At 57.2% G+C, this 18,544-nt stretch carries 13 protein-coding genes, 1 tRNA gene and 1 pseudogene; 4 read left to right on the top strand and 11 right to left on the bottom strand.

Going from position 1 to position 18,544, the window contains the following annotated elements:
* Positions 1-671: 671 nt before the first annotated feature.
* On the top strand, positions 672-1,193 hold the full coding sequence (locus SB772_RS12120) for a hypothetical protein (RefSeq protein ID WP_410833493.1): 522 nt from the start codon (positions 672-674) through the stop codon (positions 1,191-1,193).
* Positions 1,194-1,603: 410 nt separating this feature from the next.
* Here the strand turns inward: SB772_RS12120 and SB772_RS12115 are convergent.
* The 4 genes from SB772_RS12115 to SB772_RS12100 all read right to left on the bottom strand — a co-directional run bounded on the left by SB772_RS12115 (position 1,604) and on the right by SB772_RS12100 (position 6,911).
* A tRNA-OTHER gene (locus SB772_RS12115) sits at positions 1,604-1,684 on the bottom strand.
* Between the two features lie 637 nt (positions 1,685-2,321).
* Positions 2,322-2,666 carry a hypothetical protein gene (locus tag SB772_RS12110; RefSeq protein ID WP_410833492.1) on the bottom strand — a complete coding sequence of 115 codons (345 nt, stop codon included), beginning with the start codon at positions 2,664-2,666 and terminating at the stop codon, positions 2,322-2,324.
* 192 nt (positions 2,667-2,858) lie between these two features.
* Positions 2,859-3,113 (bottom strand): hypothetical protein, encoded by a 255-nt coding sequence (locus SB772_RS12105; protein WP_410833491.1) that lies wholly within the window; start codon positions 3,111-3,113, stop codon positions 2,859-2,861.
* 438 nt (positions 3,114-3,551) lie between these two features.
* Complete coding sequence (locus tag SB772_RS12100) at positions 3,552-6,911, bottom strand: EAL domain-containing protein (RefSeq protein WP_410833490.1); 3,360 nt, start codon at positions 6,909-6,911, stop codon at positions 3,552-3,554.
* A gap of 769 nt (positions 6,912-7,680) precedes the next feature.
* Between SB772_RS12100 and SB772_RS12095 the strand changes: the two genes are divergently transcribed.
* Entirely contained in the window at positions 7,681-7,974 is a 294-nt protein-coding gene (locus SB772_RS12095; RefSeq protein ID WP_410833489.1) for a hypothetical protein, read from the top strand.
* A 138-nt stretch (positions 7,975-8,112) separates the two neighbouring features.
* Here SB772_RS12095 and SB772_RS12090 read toward each other — a convergent pair whose 3' ends face one another.
* From SB772_RS12090 to SB772_RS12070, 5 genes and pseudogenes are all read right to left on the bottom strand, one after another.
* Positions 8,113-8,442, bottom strand: a complete 330-nt coding sequence (locus tag SB772_RS12090; RefSeq protein ID WP_410833488.1) for a cellulose synthase subunit BcsC-related outer membrane protein — start codon at positions 8,440-8,442, stop codon at positions 8,113-8,115.
* A gap of 184 nt (positions 8,443-8,626) precedes the next feature.
* A complete protein-coding gene (gene galU, locus SB772_RS12085) occupies positions 8,627-9,511 on the bottom strand; it encodes a UTP--glucose-1-phosphate uridylyltransferase GalU (RefSeq protein ID WP_410833487.1) in 885 nt (294 codons plus the stop codon).
* Positions 9,512-10,091: 580 nt separating this feature from the next.
* Positions 10,092-11,102 carry a helix-turn-helix domain-containing protein gene (locus SB772_RS12080; protein ID WP_410833486.1) on the bottom strand — a complete coding sequence of 337 codons (1,011 nt, stop codon included), beginning with the start codon at positions 11,100-11,102 and terminating at the stop codon, positions 10,092-10,094.
* 368 nt (positions 11,103-11,470) lie between these two features.
* Positions 11,471-11,608: pseudogene (locus tag SB772_RS12075) on the bottom strand (IS3 family transposase); the annotation flags it as partial.
* A 291-nt stretch (positions 11,609-11,899) separates the two neighbouring features.
* Positions 11,900-12,085: a hypothetical protein gene (locus SB772_RS12070; RefSeq protein WP_410833485.1), complete on the bottom strand. Its 186-nt coding sequence runs from the start codon at positions 12,083-12,085 to the stop codon at positions 11,900-11,902.
* Between the two features lie 605 nt (positions 12,086-12,690).
* On the opposite strand from SB772_RS12070, the gene SB772_RS12065 reads away from it, so the two are divergent.
* Both SB772_RS12065 and SB772_RS12060 read left to right on the top strand, forming a co-directional pair.
* Positions 12,691-13,674, top strand: coding sequence for a GlxA family transcriptional regulator (locus SB772_RS12065; RefSeq protein WP_410833484.1), 984 nt, complete (start codon positions 12,691-12,693; stop codon positions 13,672-13,674).
* Positions 13,675-14,130: 456 nt separating this feature from the next.
* Complete coding sequence (locus SB772_RS12060; RefSeq protein ID WP_410833706.1) at positions 14,131-14,439, top strand: hypothetical protein; 309 nt, start codon at positions 14,131-14,133, stop codon at positions 14,437-14,439.
* Between the two features lie 230 nt (positions 14,440-14,669).
* Here SB772_RS12060 and SB772_RS12055 read toward each other — a convergent pair whose 3' ends face one another.
* Complete coding sequence (locus SB772_RS12055; protein ID WP_410833483.1) at positions 14,670-15,401, bottom strand: carboxypeptidase regulatory-like domain-containing protein; 732 nt, start codon at positions 15,399-15,401, stop codon at positions 14,670-14,672.
* Between the two features lie 19 nt (positions 15,402-15,420).
* Positions 15,421-17,799, bottom strand: coding sequence for a YjbH domain-containing protein (locus SB772_RS12050; RefSeq protein ID WP_410833482.1), 2,379 nt, complete (start codon positions 17,797-17,799; stop codon positions 15,421-15,423).
* Positions 17,800-18,544: the final 745 nt, after the last annotated feature.

The raw sequence follows: 18,544 nt of genomic DNA, 5'->3' as shown, positions 1-18,544 counted from the left end.
CCGGCGCCGAAAGCCACGCCGGGCACTCCGGGTGATGTTCCTGATGCCGCGGAAGCTGAACCGGTCCCGCACGAGCATCAACCGAGCAGATCAGACGACAATTGAGCGACCTGCGTGTTTAACCCGAGGCCGCCCGGATGTGTTCCGCGGGGGCCGACCTGGAGCGACGGCATCGACCGGAGATCAGTGCGGCACGCCGTATAAACCGTATACCGCCTCAGCCGGGTTTAGCCCCACGTTATACAGGCCCGGCGCTCGCTCAATCAGTTCACCGTTGGCTCCATATGGCGGATGGACAAAGCCCCGGCTTCGGCGCATTCGATAAGCCAGATCGATGCCCATGCGTGCAGTTCACTGCATGAATCGGGTTCGCCGCTGCCGCGGTCTATGCCCCGTGGAGGGAACCGCGCGATGGATCCAGCGGCACGCAGGCATTTCAAATGGACGGTTTCAAGGGTGAAGCGCAACAGCGGGTTTAATGTTTAGAGCCTTGACGCGTTGGCTTGCTGAAGCAAGGGTCTCTTGCACGTACAGTTCATCACGGCACGTCGTCGCCAGAACGAGGATCATCCGTCGGGTTGGCGATAGCCATGCGGCGCTATCAGTCTCGCGAGCTGGAGGACTAGAATGAATTATCCGAATTAATTGGGAGAGAAATTGTGCAACTTCACATGGATTCCCATCATTTCACACACGGCCAGCCCGACTGGCGGGCAGCCGTGCTGGCAGGCGTCATCGCGGGCGCTGTGTTCCTGGCGTTAGGGGTTATCCTGATGGCGCTGACGACGGGCGGAAGTCTGCTGGAGCCCCCACGCATGGTCGCCGCGATCATGCTGGGACGAGGCGCATTGCAATCGCCGCAAGCATTCTCAATTGGCATCGTGCTCGCGGCCTTTGTGGTGCATTTTGCCCTTGCCATCGTATTGGCGCTTATCCTCGGTCTGATCATGACGTCATTCAACCTTGACTCGAGCATGGGGATGGCTTCACTGGCGGGTGGCGCTTTCGCTGCAGCCGTTTACCTGATTAATTTCTACGGCATGACACGGTTTTTTCCGTGGTTCGCAGAAGCGCGCAACTTGGCCAGCCTGTTCGTTCACATCGTCTTCGGTATCGTGGCGGCGAACCTGTACATGAAACTGGAGCGCAACACATCCCGCAGGGTCAAGGCGGACGCGGGCGGCCCGTCGTAGTCCGGTGCCGTGATGATCGACCGGTCTCCAGAGCAGATAAGGCTGATCGACCACCCTCCATACCAATCAGCGATGGGCCGGCCACACCAAGGTGTGGGTTCGGTCGCAATCCCTCATCAAGAAGGCGAAGGTCCCTTACCGGAACCCTTACCAAACGCACGTTCGCGTCGATGATGCTCTCCGCTGGAGAGCATCCGATGTGGGTATTGAAGCAGATAGGACATGCCGATCAAACGATCATCTAGCGCGTCTATGGTCGGTGGATGCCGGAAGCAGATCGCGGTGTGGGTCCCGAACCATCACCATGTTTTCGCAAGGCGTGGCATTTGAGTGTCATTCCAGCCTCATTCCTGCGATCCAGAGGGGCATGAGTAAAATCGCTCATGCTTGAAAGCCTTGCTGGACACGGGCGGAAGGCAGCCGGAGTCGAACCGACCTGAGAGCGGCTGACGCCCTCAACCGGGTTTGAAGCCCGGTCTTTTTGCCCGTCCTGCAAGGGTTCTGCGGCCCTGAGTGGCATTACAGTGTCATTCGCTGGAAAGCCACGATTGAAACCAGCCCGGTATAGCGCTGCGTGGGTCGAATCGTTGCCGGTCAATCGGAAAATCGGCGCCTACCGTTTTAGCAAGGCACTCTGATGAGGGAGCATTTGGTTACCTCTCGTCAGAACGAACCCGCTTTCATGTGCTGTTCAGTCAACATGTTGACCAAATCCGCCGCTTGCGTCTGCCACATGTTCCGATCAAATAAGCTCCCCTTCGGTCTTTCGAGGGGGCCTCTCTGAGGCAACCCCGCCCCTCGATCTTTTAGCCTGCCGCTCCCATGGGCGGCAGGTTCTTTTTCGTGGACCTCTTCTATACCAGGCGGTATGGATGACGTCGGGAACTACTCGTGTGGAGGTTCGCGAAACACCGGAGATACTGTCGCTCAGGAAGCGGGGTGGTCAGGCCGGCACACGCTCTGGTTCGTCAACGAGTGCGACTGCCGTCCACGGCGATGGACGATCAGTTTCGGCGGGAGAATCGCACGACGCTTTCGGGGAAAGCATGCAGCTACCGAACGTTGACAATTTCATCAAAGACCGGAAGCACGGCGTCACACCTGCCAATGCCCCGGCATATGGTCGATCTAGCTGCGGATATCAACGCTCGGCGAGCAGATGCGAGGGTAGCCCCCCAACCCTGAGGCCCGATCGAAAGCTTCCAACCGCTCCATCGGATTCAACATCGTGGAATCGATATTACCCACTTCGATAGCGGAGCTGAGAGCGTCTGCCAAAGCCAGAGCGAAGCCACGACGATGTCGAAGGTCCGACGTGAACTCATCGCTTTCAAGTAGCTTCGCTATGGCGGTAATGTCGAAGTCGCCGCGCTCGTTGTCTCGACCGGATTTCACAATGCACTCAATCATCTGTATGAATCTCCTCGCTGCCAGTACCCCGGATGCGATTTCGACAGGATCGATCTTAGTCATTTGTCACTCTCACTAGTCGCTGATGTCTAAACAGTCGGCGTATCGGTCACACGTCGAGACGAACTCAACAACTAGCGCCACGCCGACTCGATTCGATTCAGCGCTATCTCGTTGAACTCAAGCGTCATCACCGCTCCGGCGGCACGCCGCCTGAGGGTTATGAGTGGCACAGGACGGTCTCACCTACAAGCATCACGCTGTTTCATTGCGCCCAGCACGATTCTCTTCATATAGCTCGGCGAGGCGTTCGAGCGGAGCAGTTCGCGCGAAATGTTGTAACTGTTCGCGGTGCCCTTGATCGCTCGTGGTCGCTTCGATTTGTCTCTCCAGGTCATGCCGCACGCACGGTTCACGCTCGGCAATAAAGGACATCAGCACGCGTGCGTACAGCGACTCCCTATCAGGGATCGCCATGTACTCATTCAGGAGGTCAACGATTTCATTCATGATTTTCTACGTTCGCGGCATTCGCCGCGCTTCGCCGCAGCGGGATTGCGACGCAAGCGTGCCCTAGTGACAAATCCATGTCACCACCAGAATCACTGCAATTGTGAGGCATACCAAGTCAGAATCGTTCATATAGCACTAGGCAGATCGCGCCCACGCACGAACTCAACTGAAGAATAAAAAAGGCCTGCTCGCGCTCGCGAGGCGGCAAGTCAAATCTCTGAGCGCTCAACGAGAGTGAATCCCCAGAGATGATTGGTCACGATCATAAACCGACAGCCATTTATGGCGGTCAGAGTGGCGGACAAGGCCACGGAATTGGCTGAGAGCGGCAATGAAACGAGCTAGCGGCCATACGACAATTACCGATGCTTTCGGTCTAAAAGAGACCTAAGCCGCTGCCACAGATGCGCCGGGGCGCAACGTCCGCGCCGTTTATCAACTACGTGCATCAATTTCGCTGACAAGAATCTCCTCCATAGGGGCAGGCACATGGACGAAGTACCCCTGAATATAGTCAACTCCCAGCTCTTGCAGCAGTACCGCGACGGCTGATGTTTCGACGAATTCCGCAATCGTTCGCTTGCCAACGGCTTTTGCCACATCGCAAATACACCGGACCATTGCCTGATCAATGGCGTCATGTTCCAGATTGGTAATGAACTGCCCGTCGATCTTCAGATAGTCCACGGGTAGCGCTTTAAGATAACCGAACGATGATGCGCCACTTCCGAAATCGTCCAGAGCGAAGTGTATGCCCCGCAATCGCAGCGACTGGATGAATTCAGTTGCAACTGACAGATTCGTGATCGCCGCCGTCTCTGTGACCTCAAAGCAGAGCTTATGCGTGTCAAATTGCAAAGCGTCAGCCAGATCCCATACGTATCGATGAAAGGCGCGGTCGCCAATGGACTGGCCGGAGAGGTTCACCGCGATGCTTTCAACGTGGGCCAACTGGTCGCGATGGTGCGTCATCCACGCGAATACGTATTTGACCACCCAGCGATCGATGCGTGAGACCATGTGGAAACGTTCAGCCGCTGATAAAAAGACACCGGGCAGTACCAGACTCCCATCTGGCTCGCGCAGACGCAACAGGAATTCGCACCGGACGAGGTTCTTCTCCTCGCGACCAAGTGCCCGTATGCGCTGGGCATATAGCTCGAAACGGTCTTCGTCAAGTGCTTGCTCCAGACGTGCGATCCACTGCATCTCGCCGCGTCGTGCAAGTACAACCTGGTCCGCGTCAAACCACGAGTGCACCTGATTACGTCCAGCGTCCTTGGCGGCATAGCATGCACTATCGGCAGCCTGGAGCACAGCCGCCGTCGTCGGCCAACGATCGTCAATTGGCACCAGACCAATGCTTGCACCAATATGGAAGCGCCGCCCGTTGTAAGCAAATCGAAATTCGTCGAGGCGCTCACAGATCTGGGAAGCGATCCGACGGGCCCGCTCGGTGTCACACTGTTCCAGGATGACACCAAACTCGTCGCCTCCTAGCCGGGCCAGTGTGTCGGTTGCCCGAATACACTGGCCCAACTGCTCCGTCACTTGCTGCAGCAGTTGATCACCGGCGATATGACCGAAGGTATCGTTCACGACCTTGAATTGGTCCAGGTCGATGTACAGCACAGCATGTCTGCTACCCGCCTCGCGTGCATGGGAAAGCACACGGCTAAGTTGCGTTTCGAACTCCGAGCGATTTAGCAACCCGGTTAGGGCGTCGTGCGTGGCACGGTAGGTCATTTCTTTGGCGAGCCGACGTTCTTCGGTTACGTCGTGAAAAACCAGTACGACACCTAGGACTTCGCCGCTCGTACTGATGATCGGGGCAGCGGAATCCTTGATCGCGTTTTCTGCGCCGCCCCGTGATATCAGGACAGTATCGTCGGTGCTACTCACGACGCGGTTCTCGGCCAAACATTGCGTAACCGGATTCGAGGCGTGTACTCGGGTTGACTCGTTGCGGGCATCGAATACGTCCTTCAGGTCGCGGCCGCGCGCCTGGGCAACGGGCCAGCCCGTTAGCCGCTCCGCCGCCGGATTCAGGTATGTGACGCGACCATCCGGATCGGTTGTGACGACGCCGTCATCGATTGAATGCAACGTTACCTGGAGAAATTCATGCTGTTCGGCCAAGGTCGCCTGCATCCGTTTTCGCTCAGTCGTCTCGAGGACAAGAACAGCACACTGACCGGGGCCGGGGCGATATGCCACCATGTCAAACCAGCCGCCTCCCGCTGCGGGGAGGTCCTGTCGTGCAACTGGATCGCCAGTGAGTACAACCGAAGTTAGCGTGCCGAGCCAGTCCCATCCCTCGTCTGCCGGCCCCGCGAACACCTCGGAGACCTTCTTGCCGATCATGAGCTCGGACGGAATATGGCTCGTCCTCGCGATTGCGGGGTTTGCCGCAATGAACCGGAAGTCGACAACCTTCACGCTCGCGTCGCTAACAATATCCAGCAATACGAAGCCTACCTGCATGTGTTCAAAAAGCGCGCGATACCGGTGCTCGCTCTCGAGTAGGGTTGCCTCGATCTTCCTGCGGTCAGTGATATCGTCGATAACTGCCATGGACCGCCATGGTGTGCCGTCGCTCTGCCTTTCGAGAAAGGCAGACAACGATACGTGGATCACTTCACCGTCCTTCCGCACCATTTCGTATTCGACATCGCGGCAATGGCCGATGCGGAAGAACTCCGGAAGCACTACCTCACGGGCATATTCGCGCGACGCGGGCGTCAGGAAATCGGATGAGGGCCTCCCAAGTACCTCGGCCCGACTATACCGGAGCGTGCGAAGCCATAGGTCGCTCACGCTAATGAGCCTGCCTTGCACATCAATCGAGTGAAGCATCGCCGGGGTGCGTTCGTAGAGTTCGCGATACCTCCGCTCGCTTTCGGTCAACGCCTGTTCGACTCGCCTGCGTTCACTGACATCGCGCCCCACCGCATAGATCGCTACGATCCGTCCAGCGATGTCTGTCATCGGCCGATAGTTCCAATGCACCCATCGCTCGACATTATTCACTGACGCCACACGGGCGACCAGCGTCGCGCTTGATCGACTTGTCATCACGTCGCGCAGAACCGCAGCCGCCGATGCGCGGTCTTTATCGGCAACGGTATCAAGCAGGTTGGCACCCGCAAGGCTCTGCGAGGAGCCGTCCATATAGCGTGCGAAGGCGTCGCTAATGTAGCCAATCTCTCCACCAGAACCCGCCAGTACGACCAGGTCTGCCTCCTGTTCCGGCAGTGCGTTCCGATTGAATCCATTTCCGGACAATGAGCCGGCGAGAGCACCCGTAGAGGAGTTGAGCAGGCACGTGCTGACAATGTGAGCCAGGCCGTCCAATGCAGCTCGTTGGATAGGAGTCAGTTGTCGGGGCTCGCGTGCCGCCACCGATAGCACACCAATGCAGTGCCCCGTCGGGAGAACGATCGGGGCATTCGCATAGAACCGAATCTCAAGTCTATCGAAGATGAACGGATTCTGGGCAAGGCGCGGATCGTCAGCCGTGTCGATCACCTCTATTCCGTGATGGTCGCCTGGGACGAACAGGCAGAACGCCGCTTCAGTGGCCGTCCACTCTTCCGCGGATAACTCGACATCTGAATGAAGCCACTTCGAGTCCGGGTCCGGCAAACTCACCGCGGCGATCGGCACTTGACAAATCGTGGCGGCCATCCGTACGACTTCCTCAAAAACAGACGCCGCGGTACCGATGACAATGGTCTCATTACTATTGCCACCAAGATGCGTAGCCCGGTACTTAGGCAGACAGTGGGATGTCATTTCGTGTGGCTCTCCGAAGATTGCACGACGGAATGCGGAAGATATTAGCAGCGTACGCTATTTCTCTGTTCCGACCTTTTGAACGCAGTATTTTTGTCAGTTTCGACCTGGTACTATTTAGTTTAGCAATACTGTCTTATTTTATTTTGTGGCCAACAAAGCGTAACCAATAGCGGGGCCGCGTTTTACGCGCAGATACTTGATGATGCCGTGTGGAGAAAAAGGAGCCTGCTCGCGCCGGGCGCGCAGGCTCGAAATTCCGAGGGGTTCCGAGGGTCCGCTTGACCTCCCCTCGGAAGGCCAGGTGAGATCATAGGTTGACAGGCATATATCGCGGACGCGATTGGCGGATCGAGACACGGTGTTGACCGAACGCGACAACAGAGCGCATGTCGAATGGAAGCATCGTAACTTTACCCGAAACACGGCCTACGATAGAAACACAGAGACGCAATACGACATGATGCCGACTCGAAGCACGACAGCCGTGTACCGTCTCATTTGCTTCAATACGCGCCGCCAGGCCGCGCCCATTGATCCGCATACACGACGCGAACGAAATTCAGTACGAACGAGTCTGTCGAGATGCTGTGTCACGATCCATGTGGAGTTCAGAAAACCGAAAATCAGATAGACAATGATCCACGCGAAGCAAAGTCTGGAAAGCGTCAAAAAAGCGATACCCATACAAGCTCCCGTCTATGTTCCGCTCGACGAAGCGAACGGCTTCCCGACACCCGACATATAAAAAAGGCTCAGCAAATTGCGCGTGAAACAACCTGGATTCGCCCCACAAGCGCTTGCGCTCGGCGCCGCACTGGCATTCTCGGCGTCGGCTCACGCTATCGACTCAGCACTGAACTCGCTCGTGACCGATATCGGCGGCTTCGTTGGCTACTGCCGCTACGGCGGCGGGAACTGCGGCACCGATTTCTGGTGGCGGGACAGGTACTACAACGGGTGCCACTGGCGGGTCTGGAACGGGGAAGTAGACGAAGTAGCGTTGAATGGCGTCAAAAGCTTAGTCTTGTCCGCCACTCTCTCCCCGATGCACTTCGAATAGCTAAGCTATCGCTTGGTCCTCCGAGGGGTAGGCAGATCAACCCCGTAACTCCTCGGATTTTTGCCTGCTCCTCTCCCCGGACGAGTGGGCTTTTTTTACATCAGTTCTGGATCGCGACTTCGCAGGCTTCACATCACGTCAATTCGATCGCGACAGATACGGCGAACTGAGCGGCGCCGGCTGATATTCGCCCACCGCGCTCAGCGAATACGACACGCCGGTTGTTGGTCGGCACGCGGTCGCCCGTGAACACCTGGTAGGAGGCGTTCGTGTACAGGCCCCTCGTGCCGTCGTCTCACGCAAGGCTGGCAAGGCGCCGCCGTTGGACGTCACGCCGCCCCATTCGAGGCCGGACGCCTCGTTGCGCGCGCCGGAGTAGGACAGCAAGCTATCGGTGACCGCGCGGCGTGCGACGGTCAGCGAATACGACACCTTGTCGGTGATGCCCCCGTTTGTACTGCGCGCCACCCACCACGTTCGCTTCGCGAAAGCCCACCCGAAAGCGTTGCAGGTAAAGCGCGAGTCGTGTCGTTACGACCGTGCACGGGGGACCCGCGGAAAGTTATGTGGCAGCGGACAAGCCGTGTAACTCCTGGCGAACCCCGGAAAATCGCTGGCTTGTCTTGGACGAGCGGTGACTAAAGTCCACCGCTTAGCCCACCGGCAAGAGGGATAGATGCTCATCCAGGTATGCCCGAAACTCAACGCTTACTTCCGGGTGCCTCAGCGCGAATTCCACCGTCGCCTTCAGGTAACCGAGCTTGCTGCCGCAGTCGAACCGCGTGCCGTGGTACTTGTACGCCAGCACCTGTTCGTCGGCGAGCAGCGATTGAATCGCGTCCGTCAGTTGCAATTCGCCGCCTGCGCCCGGCTTCAACGCGCGCAGATGTTCGAAAATCCGCGGCTTGAGCACATAGCGACCCACCACGCCGAGATTCGACGGCGCGACTTCCGGCGCCGGCTTTTCGACAATGCCCGACATCTTGATGATCGAGTCTTCCCATTTCTTTCCGTCGACGATGCCGTACGACTTCGTCTCTTGCGCTGGGATCTCTTCCACACCGATGACCGAGCTGTGATAGTGGTCGAACACCCGGATCATCTGCGTCATCACCGGCGGCATGCCGTACAGCAGGTCGTCAGCGAGAATCACGGCAAACGGGTTGTCGCCCACCATTTTTTCGGCGCACATCACCGCATGGCCGAGGCCGAGCGCTTCTGGCTGGCGCACATAGAAGCAGTCAACGTGGCTCGGCTTGATGCTGCGCACCAGTTCCAGCAGCTTGGCCTTGCCGCGGGCTTCCAGTTCCGCTTCGATTTCATAGGATTTATCGAAGTGGTCCTCGATCGCGCGCTTGCTGCGACCCGTGACGAAGATCATTTCGGTGATGCCTGCTGCCATCGCCTCTTCCACCGCATACTGGATCAGCGGCTTGTCGACGATCGGCAGCATCTCCTTCGGGCTTGCCTTCGTGGCAGGGAGGAACCGGGTGCCGAGACCGGCTACCGGAAATACCGCTTTTGTAACTTTCAGCATGAGAGATCCCGAATGTCATTGATGGGTTCGGTGCCGAAGTTCCGCATCGACGGCTGCCGGCGGACGTCAGCTTCCCGCCCGGCCGCAGGCGGCTTGTCCGCACAAAGAGCGCGGGCTTCGAGCGCTATGGCATTCGTTTGAAGTGCGAGCGACGGAGAGCAAGGATCCGGATTTTTTCAGAAAAAGACGCGAAAGAGTGCTTCTGTCACAGCACAACCTGGACTATTCACTGTTCCATTGATAGAAATCCAAAGCGACACACCGAAACTATTCACTTCTTGCAGATAGCAATCGTTTTTACAGACGTCGCAAGCGTTTGCGATCGACTCGCGAGGCTAACACCTTCTTTTCTCGTGGCTGTCAATTCAATAGGTTTATGACGTGTATAGCCTCCTGATTTCCAGAAATTACAAGTCTAAAATTATCAAATTGCATTTAAGCAACAAAAATTGGTTATCGATTCGGTCGTTATAACGCTGCCTGTTATCCGTCATCGAATCGGTGATGCCATATGCATCACCGATGACTGAACGCTTATGCGGCGCAATTACAAAACATGACTGATGACCTACGCCCGTTGCTACGATGTGCTGATGGGCCGCTTACTGGCGCGATACTCGGTTGGCGTTGTCGCGAGATGCTTGCGGAAGAGTTTCGCGAGCCAGCCACCTCCCCCGAGCCCACAACGACGCGCAATCTTGTCGATCGGTAGATTGGTTTCAACAAGAAGGCGGCAGCACATGTCGAGCCGCACCGACAACAGATACTCTGACGGCGTGACGCCCATTTCGATCTTGAAGCGCCGCAGGAAATTCCGCTCACTCATGGCGGCGACCTGCGCCGCCTCATCAATGGCGATCTCCCGGTCGCCGTTCGCCTCCAGCCACTTGGCAGAGGCCCGAATCTGTTCGCTAACGTAAGCAGACGCGTTCTCGCCGATGGTGGGGGTGAAGCGCTTCTGCTGAGGCTGCGGTGCGACACGATCGGCAATCTGGCGGGCGATTTCAGCACCGAAATCTTCCTGAACGACCGCCAATGCATTGCGGAATGGGCTGACGGAGACCGTCGAGAAGCCTACACCGGGCCAGTTCTTTGAGATTTCTCGGGCGTGCTCGCCGAAGCGCTGGCCGCTGGCCGCGTTTCCGAATCCGATGGCTTCGAGGAGCAAGCGTCCGTCGCCGATCGGGAATACCAACGCACTGCGTGGGCACGCGCGACGCAGCCAGGTAGTCAAGCGTTCGTCCCGAACGCCATTGCGCCCCCCCTCGCCGGCGCCAATAAATAGCGCGTGGAAATTGTCGGTGCAGCGGCGGGCTTCGACGCTTTCGGTCCAGACGAACACAGAAGACGAACTGGCGACTCTGCCGCCACCAGCAGATAGGAGGCAAACGTTATAATGTATTCTGTCGCTCGGTATCGCCCCGGAATCGATGAGCGCATTCACCGATTCGAATATCTCGAGGATCGAGGCTGCCTCCGGTAACGCAAAGCCGCTTGACAAAACTACGCCAATATTTCTCACCGCGCGCACGTCTGGCAAAACGAGCGGCGGCACCGCGCTGTTATGGCGCGCCTCTACAAAGCTCTCCATCTCACGTTCCCCGGAATTTAAGTGGGCCGTTCCAGCTTGCTTTGAGCTGAATTCATTGATGGAATCAATCGTACATAAAGATCGCACGCGTCGTAATGTCACTGACTGAATAGGCCAACATGTTGGCGGATACAACCATTTCTAACTACACCGCATAATTACAGTGCACGAACGAGCATGCACCTGTTTTGTGAAAACCAGAAGTGAATTTAGTGACTTGCTCATAAAATTTACATTGACATTATAAATTTTTCTCAGTTTAAAATTGGCGAAATCGTGTAATTAAGCATAAAAAAATGCGTGATCCTTCGCCGTCGGAACGATTCGCCGACCGTGATATTTTCGTCACGCGAGTGAATGATGGTGGTTCGGTTTGGGGCCGACGCCGTGAAGTTGCGCTCCAGCAGGTTCGGGGCAACCGGCAGGTTGTGATTCGAGTTTGTCGTCGCGATGTACTTGCGCTTGTGCCGTGCACGGATGCCATGCGGCGCCATCAGCTTGCGAACGTTGACCCAGGAGGAAAAGTAGGTGAACAAGCCCGTCGGGTTGCGGGTCAGTGGCTAGGTATGTCGCAAGGCAGGCAGACCGATCAAATTCGCATGCGGACCGCAATAAAAAATTGCTTGATGACCGTCGAGTCAAGAGATGATGCGCGCAATGCAAGTCTTCATTCAGCAACAGGGTGAGCGTCAACCGAAACCAGGAACGGACGTCGGATACGTCCGCAATCGCGCGCCACGCTGCCTTGTGCCGCGAGCTGTGGAGATGCCTCGCCTGAGCCGTGTCGACGACGCCGTCTAATCGAACATTGACAGCAGATCGGCGATGTTCGTGTTAGGCAATCGCTTGGCAAGCATGTCCCAGAAGATCACATCGTGCATCGCGCTGGCATCTTCGGCCGTCTTCCACGCGCGCGCACCGACGATCGAATCGGCCGTTTCGTGAGCCGCGGAAACAATTGTCTGAATGTCTTGTTTGTGCATGAACCCGTTAACGGTCGCGCGCAGAGCTTATTTAGGTTCACGCGCAATCGTTTGCTAAAAAATTTTTTATCCCCCGCGCCACCATTCGGCGGCTGGCGTGACTCTAGCGTATTGAGCAATCCGCAAAGCGATCGGCACGTCCAAAGCCTGCAGCCCGACCGACGCCGAGTCCCACGAACCCGGCATCGGCGGTGACGCTTTGTGAAAGCGTGCGGCGCGGCGTAGCGAATGCACTAGGTTAGGTCAACATAGCCCCAAACTGTATTACTGACGAGATATGTCGCTTGTAATGATCAATTCATCGATATTGACAAACAATTATTCGCCACAGTATATAAATATAAAAAAGATGCGCTATACATTCCGTCTCAATTTGTTGGAATATGCACTGGGCATTCGAAATCTTACCAGTTCGCGGGGTAGAATCATAAGACCTGAACGGCTGCCCGCTATCTCGCTGCTCAGTGTCCTCAACAGCCAATGTGTTGGCTAATTCGGCCATTAAATACTGACAAGAGAATCGTATGCATAGCATGCTCATATAAGAAAAAGACAGAGTCTTGGGGAGAAGACTTTGCAGACCACACATTTCCGGGGAAAACTAAATGGATTTGGTACATACTCTGCCGCTCAGCGCGCGGCAAAGTGCCGTGCCGATGCAAACGAACGCGCTGACTCGCATCGACATCGCGCTGTTCAATGGGTTTGCACTGCCTACGGTCGCAGCAATCATTGAGATCTTCCAGAAGGCAAACGCGCTCGTCGCCGCACAGCGATCGGGCCGTGCACGCTACGACGTCTCGCTGCTTTCCGCCGCGGGTGGGCGCATCGCCAGTTCGTCCTCGGTATTTGTCTGGACCGACGACGTCCAGTCGCACCGAGGCACGAACGAGACACATCTGTTGTTCATTGCCGGCGGTGCGGGCGCACAGCAGGCATGTCGCGACGAGCGGTTGAGCAACTGGCTACGCCGCAGGCATCCATTCAGCGAGATCGTGCATCCGATCGCGGAAGGCCAGTTGCTGCTGCAAGCAGCCGGGCTGCCCAGTCGCTACTGCCCGCTTCCCTATGGCGGTAACGAAGCGCACGGTCTGCGTCCAACGCGGTCACTGACGGAAGCGCCGGGCGCCGTATCCACGGCGTTACGCATCGTCGAAGAGGATCTCGGGGCCGATTTGGCGCAGCAGGTAGCAGAGTCGATCGCGCCGCAATCCAATACACCGCTCACCTCGTCAGTCACGCTTGGCGCGGCGCCGCAAGTCAGCGAGAAGATCCTGGCGTCGGCGCGCTGGCTGGAAGCGAACGTCGATCGTCCCATCTCAATCGACGATGCTGCGCAGGTCGCGGCGATGAGCGAGCGCAACTTCCTGCGCCGCTTCAAGAGCGAGATCGGCATGACGCCCTCCGACTATCTGCTTCGCGCACGATTAAAGATGAGTTGTCGGATGCTCATTGAATCGCGTTTGCCGGTCGACAAGATCGCGCGCCGCTGTGGTATCGGCAGCGGCGGGCAGTTGTCGAAGCTATTCAGAAAATATCTGGCGACAACACCGACGGACTATCGGATGCGCAACGAAGTGGCACTCTAGAAGTGCCTCAAGCATAGGTGCCGGATCAACGGCACGAGTCCAATCCGGGGGGGCACCGCGGCAGCCCCTACCTCAGGCGTGCGTCACAGATTGCCCTCCCCAATTACTACCCTTGACAGTCTGCCGAGACGAATGAGTCCCTTCGCAGTCGCGTTGCCAGTCAAAGCAGACACGGCCAACACGACCGCGGATCTTGAAAAGAAGAGCCGCGCATGGATAGCGCCCGCCCATTTTACGGAGCGCGGCGCTTGACTATATCGGCCAACATTGTGGTTCATTCAGCCGCGCTTTCATTGCCCGGGTTCAGTTTCGGTAACATCAAAACCGGTCAACTCGTTCCTCAATTCCGAAGACCGATTGTCCCGAAGCGGCCGGCATCCGATGGCAATGTTCGAATGGGCGGCTTTCAATTTCAGGTGGTTCAGGTGGGTTAACGTACCAGGTGAACGGGAAGTTATGGGCGAGTTTATTCCAGAGTATCTGCTCCGCGAACAGGCGGCTGTGGGTGCGCTTGTATTATTCAGCGTTCTGCGCATTGTCGCCGCTGCTGTCGCTTTCGAGAAAGGCTGGCGCATGTCGGTCATGCAAACTTATTGCATTGTGATCGCGGTGCTCTACTGCCTACCTCAGCTATTCGATCTGTCCACGTACCTGTACGGAATGCGGGCCGCTGCTGCGGCGGCGGAGTTCGAGGGTAAGGCGGCGGGCGCTGCGATTGCACTCTTTTTTGCGCCCATTCTGAGTCACACGCTCGGCTACGAATAGTTGCCCTTCGCGTCCCAAGCCCCTGTTGTTCCGCTCATGGATCTTCGCGGCTGAATCGCAAAGATCATCGTTATCCCATTCAAACCATCGCGACCGAAGCCTCAAATACTCTTCAGGCTTATTAGAGCGATTTCGTGTTGTACAAAGGTACATTAGCGAGCGGCCGGCCCAGTTCCGTTGGGAACCTGAACCGGTCCGGCAGCTCGATTTTCCGCTTCCGCACGTGAACGCTATTTCGTGTTGGTTCCCGTGCCGCCGGTGCCGCCCGTTCCGCCGGTTGCTCCACCGCCATTGCCGCCGCCGGAGATCGGCGCTGCCGCCCCCGCCGCCGTGGCAGCGGTTGTCAACGACGCCGCCGGCTGACCATTCGCGGTAATCGCGCCAGCAGTCTGCAAAGTGTCCAGATCTGCATCCGGGCCGGGCTGCCCTGGCGTGAACGAAACCGTCAAGAACGACGATGACGAAAGCGTTATCCCGTACTGGGTCTTGATCAACTGGGCGACGGCCACCTCTGCGTTCGCGATCACCGTGCTGTTGGACAGCGCGCTCTGAAATGTTGCATTGCTCGTGATTCCCGACAGCAGCCCGCTAACCGTGGTTCCAAGCTGCCCGGCCAAATAGCTCAAAAGCAATTCGGTCAAGGGACTCACGTTGTAGGTGCCCGCGCCGGCCGCAAACGCATGGAGCGTGGTGGCGCCGCTCGACGCAGTGATCGCACACGGTCCGTCAAAGTGAAAGGTCGCCGAATACGCGCCGTTTGAGTTAGCCGTCGCACTGCCCGTACCGTTCTTGCAAGTCAGGACAATGCTTGCGTTTGCCATTGCTGCGCCCACCGCAGCCGTACCGCTCACCGTCGCACCCGGCGAGTCGCCGCTGCCGCCACATGCAACCAGCGCACTGGTCGCAAGCACTATCGATCCGAACTGCAGCGTGCGCAGCGTGGCGCCGTTTAGAAGCTTCATCGCCTATCTCCAAAGAAAGTCATTCACAATTGACTGGCACCAACGCCGGTCCGTCGCTTACACCCTGCAAACTGTTTCCGCAGACGCCATGTGAAAGCGCGGCGCCCGTTGAGACAGCAGACACACTCGCTTGCGGCTTCGGTTTCATTTCGTCCTTACCGGGCCGCCCGTAACGCAGATACGCATCACGCATCCGGTAAAGCTGAGTCGAGAAGTACTCGCCGCTAAAGCGGCCCTGATTCAGCAGGAACTGCTGCGTGCTATACGGGAACGTCATGTTCTCCGCCGCATTGGTCGTCAGATAATTCGTCGAACCAACTCGCGTGCGGAAGTCGAGCTGGAACTGTTCAGAGCCGTACACCTGACTGATCCCGGGCTTCATGCCCTGGCGCAACGTCAGCGGGAAGCTGATTGCAGCGCCCACAAACGTGCCCTGACCACTATGCTCGCCATGCACACTCACCGATACGTCGTCGAACCAGCGCGTCAGCGTCGCGACCGGCCCCTTGTCTCCGCCAACAAAGCGCGCCACGCCCGCTTCGATCCACAACTTCCAGGACGGCTGCACCCAGCGGTATGTCAGTTGGGCATTCTTCTCACTCGGCAATGCGTCATGGCCTGGTTCATGGCGCAAATAGGCAAGCCGCAAGCGAATCAGATCGGGGCGACCCGGCACGAACACCGTCGTTTCGTTTTGCACGCCAACATATGAGTAATCGAACTTGCCGACCGATGCCACGTTGAACACTTGCGGCACGATCCAGAAGCTTTGTGCCAATGCGACCGCATTCAGACCGCCGCGCAGGCGATAGTTGCTAAATACGCGGCCTTCGTCCATGTTCTTCGTGTTGTAGATCGGAGCGATATAACTCGCGTACAACTCCGCGCCACGCCACAGCGGCACGAACCCTTCAATGTTGGCGCCGAGCGAGATGTCGAAGTTGCCGTACTCGGTTCCGTACAAGTAACTGACGATCGGCTCAATCTGAATTCGCGTGAGCCCATGAGCGTGCTCGTTGCCATACCATACGATCGAATCCGCGTCGTATGTCGGACGCGTGCGCATTGTCAGTGAGGCGCTTGCGCCCGTCGGCGCACCGCCGGCAACGAACTGCGCAAACGCGTCACGATCGACAATGACCTCGCCTAACGGCTCATTGGCCTTCTTGATGACCACGTGAATCTTGTCGGTGCCGTGCGGCGCATTCACGCTCGCCACACCGAGCACAATGCCGAGTGCGTCAGCTTCGTTCTGGTTGTAGCGATGGTTTTCGTACTCGACCACCAGATCACGACCGCTCATCCCAACACGCACGCGCTCGAGGCCGGCGACAAACAGTTGCGCGGCGATTTCGTCGAGCGCTGAGGTATCCAGCGCTTCCGGAATAGCGGGAGACTGCGCATCCGACGATTTAGCCGCCGTCACGTCACTCAGCATCACAGACGCATACGACTGCAGCGGCGGCACATACGTAATCGGCGCGGCGGCCAGCGCGTTGTTGTTACCAATAGCGGCGCGCGTGTCCACCGGTTGCAGGCTCGCGAGGCGGATCGGGCCGTCATCGCCGGCATCCGCGGTCTGGGCGGCCGGCACTTGCGGGCCCTCGCACAAGCCGGTTGCACAACGCGCACTGCTAAAGCGCTTGCCCAGCGGAATCTGAATCCCCACCGAGAACGACATTCGCGGCGACACCCCATCCGTCGATCGGATCGACCGCATGACCGTGCCGATCACGTTCGCATCGGCTAGCCAGCTAATCCGCGGAGACTGATAGCGCACACCTGCATAGGGCGTCTTCGAATCGTCTTCCGCGAGAAGAGACAAACCCGTGTTCCACAGCGAGACCTGCGCGCCGCCGAAGAAACCATCAAGGCGATCGCCCTGTCCGTAACCGGCAGTCAACGTCACCGGTCCAAATGCCTGCGACACCACCCCGTATTTCGAACGGAAGAAATGTGTCTGACCGCCAATGTCGCTAATACCGAACGCAATGCTCGGCTGATACTTGAAGAACTTCGGTACTTCGAGCTTGACGTCAGCCATCAGGTGGCGAAACAGGAAGTGGTCGGCGCCGCTGAATGGCGCCGGGACATCAGCCGGGTAATTGGCGAGTCCGCCAGACACCTCGACATAAGGCAACAAACCCACCGCGCCCCAGTACATTTGCGCGCCCGTCGCCCGCTTTCCGTAGCGCGGGTCGATGTAGTTGTTGTACTGCGCCTCCACTGTCCCTTCGGGCAGTGCAAACGCATAGGGAATCACCAAGCCACCCGCCTGCCCGAGCGCATTGAGCGCAGGGTCGATCGCTTGCGCTGAAGCGGAGAAAGCTAAAGCCGCAGCAAGCGCCAGCGCGCGCGGCGCCGATCGGAGTGGTTGTCCGCGTAAATTTCGAGTCATATTTCTAATTGTTTGTATCAGTTCGCGTTGCTGTCGACCAACCCGTCGCGATCGCGGCGATTATCAGCATATCTTGATGTTTGATACTCGACGTATCCATCAACAGCCCGCTCGCTGATACGTCACGCCCACGTCCAGTTCAGCCGCCTCGTGTTGTCTTTCGCTAATTCTGGACGATGCCTCTCTTTTCACGCCACGCGCTTTTCACAAAACCCCACGACTGGATCGCGTTAGAAAAGTCTCCCTCGGATATTAGGCAAATCTGCCGCTTTCATAAATAAGTATGCCGAATTAATTGCGACGATGCTATTTGTTTATTTCAATATGATGTATCAACTTACGCACCAAAATTGCCGATTTGACGTTGAGCAGCAAAGAATATTGAACTGCCTGACACAGCGACTTCCACGATTCGTTACAGCGCAGAGAAAAATCTATTTAGATTGCAGTGCATCATATCCAGATTGCTGCATAGCGGAATGCCGCTGACGGAAAAAGCTAACATGTTGGCCGAATACTCCATTTTTCCACTCTATGCGGATGGATCGGAGGTGAGTCTTCAAGATTGGATCTATGCCTTGCACTCCGACAAGTACGCATAAGCTTCTTCAGCTTATGCCCATCTCGGGCTAATCTCTCCCCTCTAAGGACCTTTTCGGCCCACCGGCCTCCATCAGCCGGCTATTTCTGCCTTCATTAAACGTCCGCCGCCAACCGATCAGCGTGCAGAGCCGGGCACGCACTG

Source organism: Paraburkholderia sp. SIMBA_030 (assembly GCF_046535245.1).
GTDB lineage: Bacteria > Pseudomonadota > Gammaproteobacteria > Burkholderiales > Burkholderiaceae > Paraburkholderia.
The sequence above is the reverse complement of the archived record's forward strand: the minus strand, read 5'-3'. Positions and strand labels throughout refer to the sequence as shown.

Excerpts from the sequence above, each read along its gene's own strand:
- SB772_RS12120 (WP_410833493.1), top strand. The coding sequence starts at position 672 with ATGGATTCCCATCATTTCACACACGGCCAGCCCGACTGGCGGGCAGCC.
- SB772_RS12110 (WP_410833492.1), bottom strand. The coding sequence starts at position 2,666 with ATGACTAAGATCGATCCTGTCGAAATCGCATCCGGGGTACTGGCAGCG.
- SB772_RS12105 (WP_410833491.1), bottom strand. The coding sequence starts at position 3,113 with ATGAATGAAATCGTTGACCTCCTGAATGAGTACATGGCGATCCCTGAT.
- SB772_RS12100 (WP_410833490.1), bottom strand. The coding sequence starts at position 6,911 with ATGACATCCCACTGTCTGCCTAAGTACCGGGCTACGCATCTTGGTGGC.
- galU (WP_410833487.1), bottom strand. The coding sequence starts at position 9,511 with ATGCTGAAAGTTACAAAAGCGGTATTTCCGGTAGCCGGTCTCGGCACC.
- SB772_RS12080 (WP_410833486.1), bottom strand. The coding sequence starts at position 11,102 with ATGGAGAGCTTTGTAGAGGCGCGCCATAACAGCGCGGTGCCGCCGCTC.
- SB772_RS12070 (WP_410833485.1), bottom strand. The coding sequence starts at position 12,085 with ATGCACAAACAAGACATTCAGACAATTGTTTCCGCGGCTCACGAAACG.
- SB772_RS12065 (WP_410833484.1), top strand. The coding sequence starts at position 12,691 with ATGGATTTGGTACATACTCTGCCGCTCAGCGCGCGGCAAAGTGCCGTG.
- SB772_RS12060 (WP_410833706.1), top strand. The coding sequence starts at position 14,131 with ATGGGCGAGTTTATTCCAGAGTATCTGCTCCGCGAACAGGCGGCTGTG.
- SB772_RS12055 (WP_410833483.1), bottom strand. The coding sequence starts at position 15,401 with ATGAAGCTTCTAAACGGCGCCACGCTGCGCACGCTGCAGTTCGGATCG.
- SB772_RS12050 (WP_410833482.1), bottom strand. The coding sequence starts at position 17,799 with ATGACTCGAAATTTACGCGGACAACCACTCCGATCGGCGCCGCGCGCG.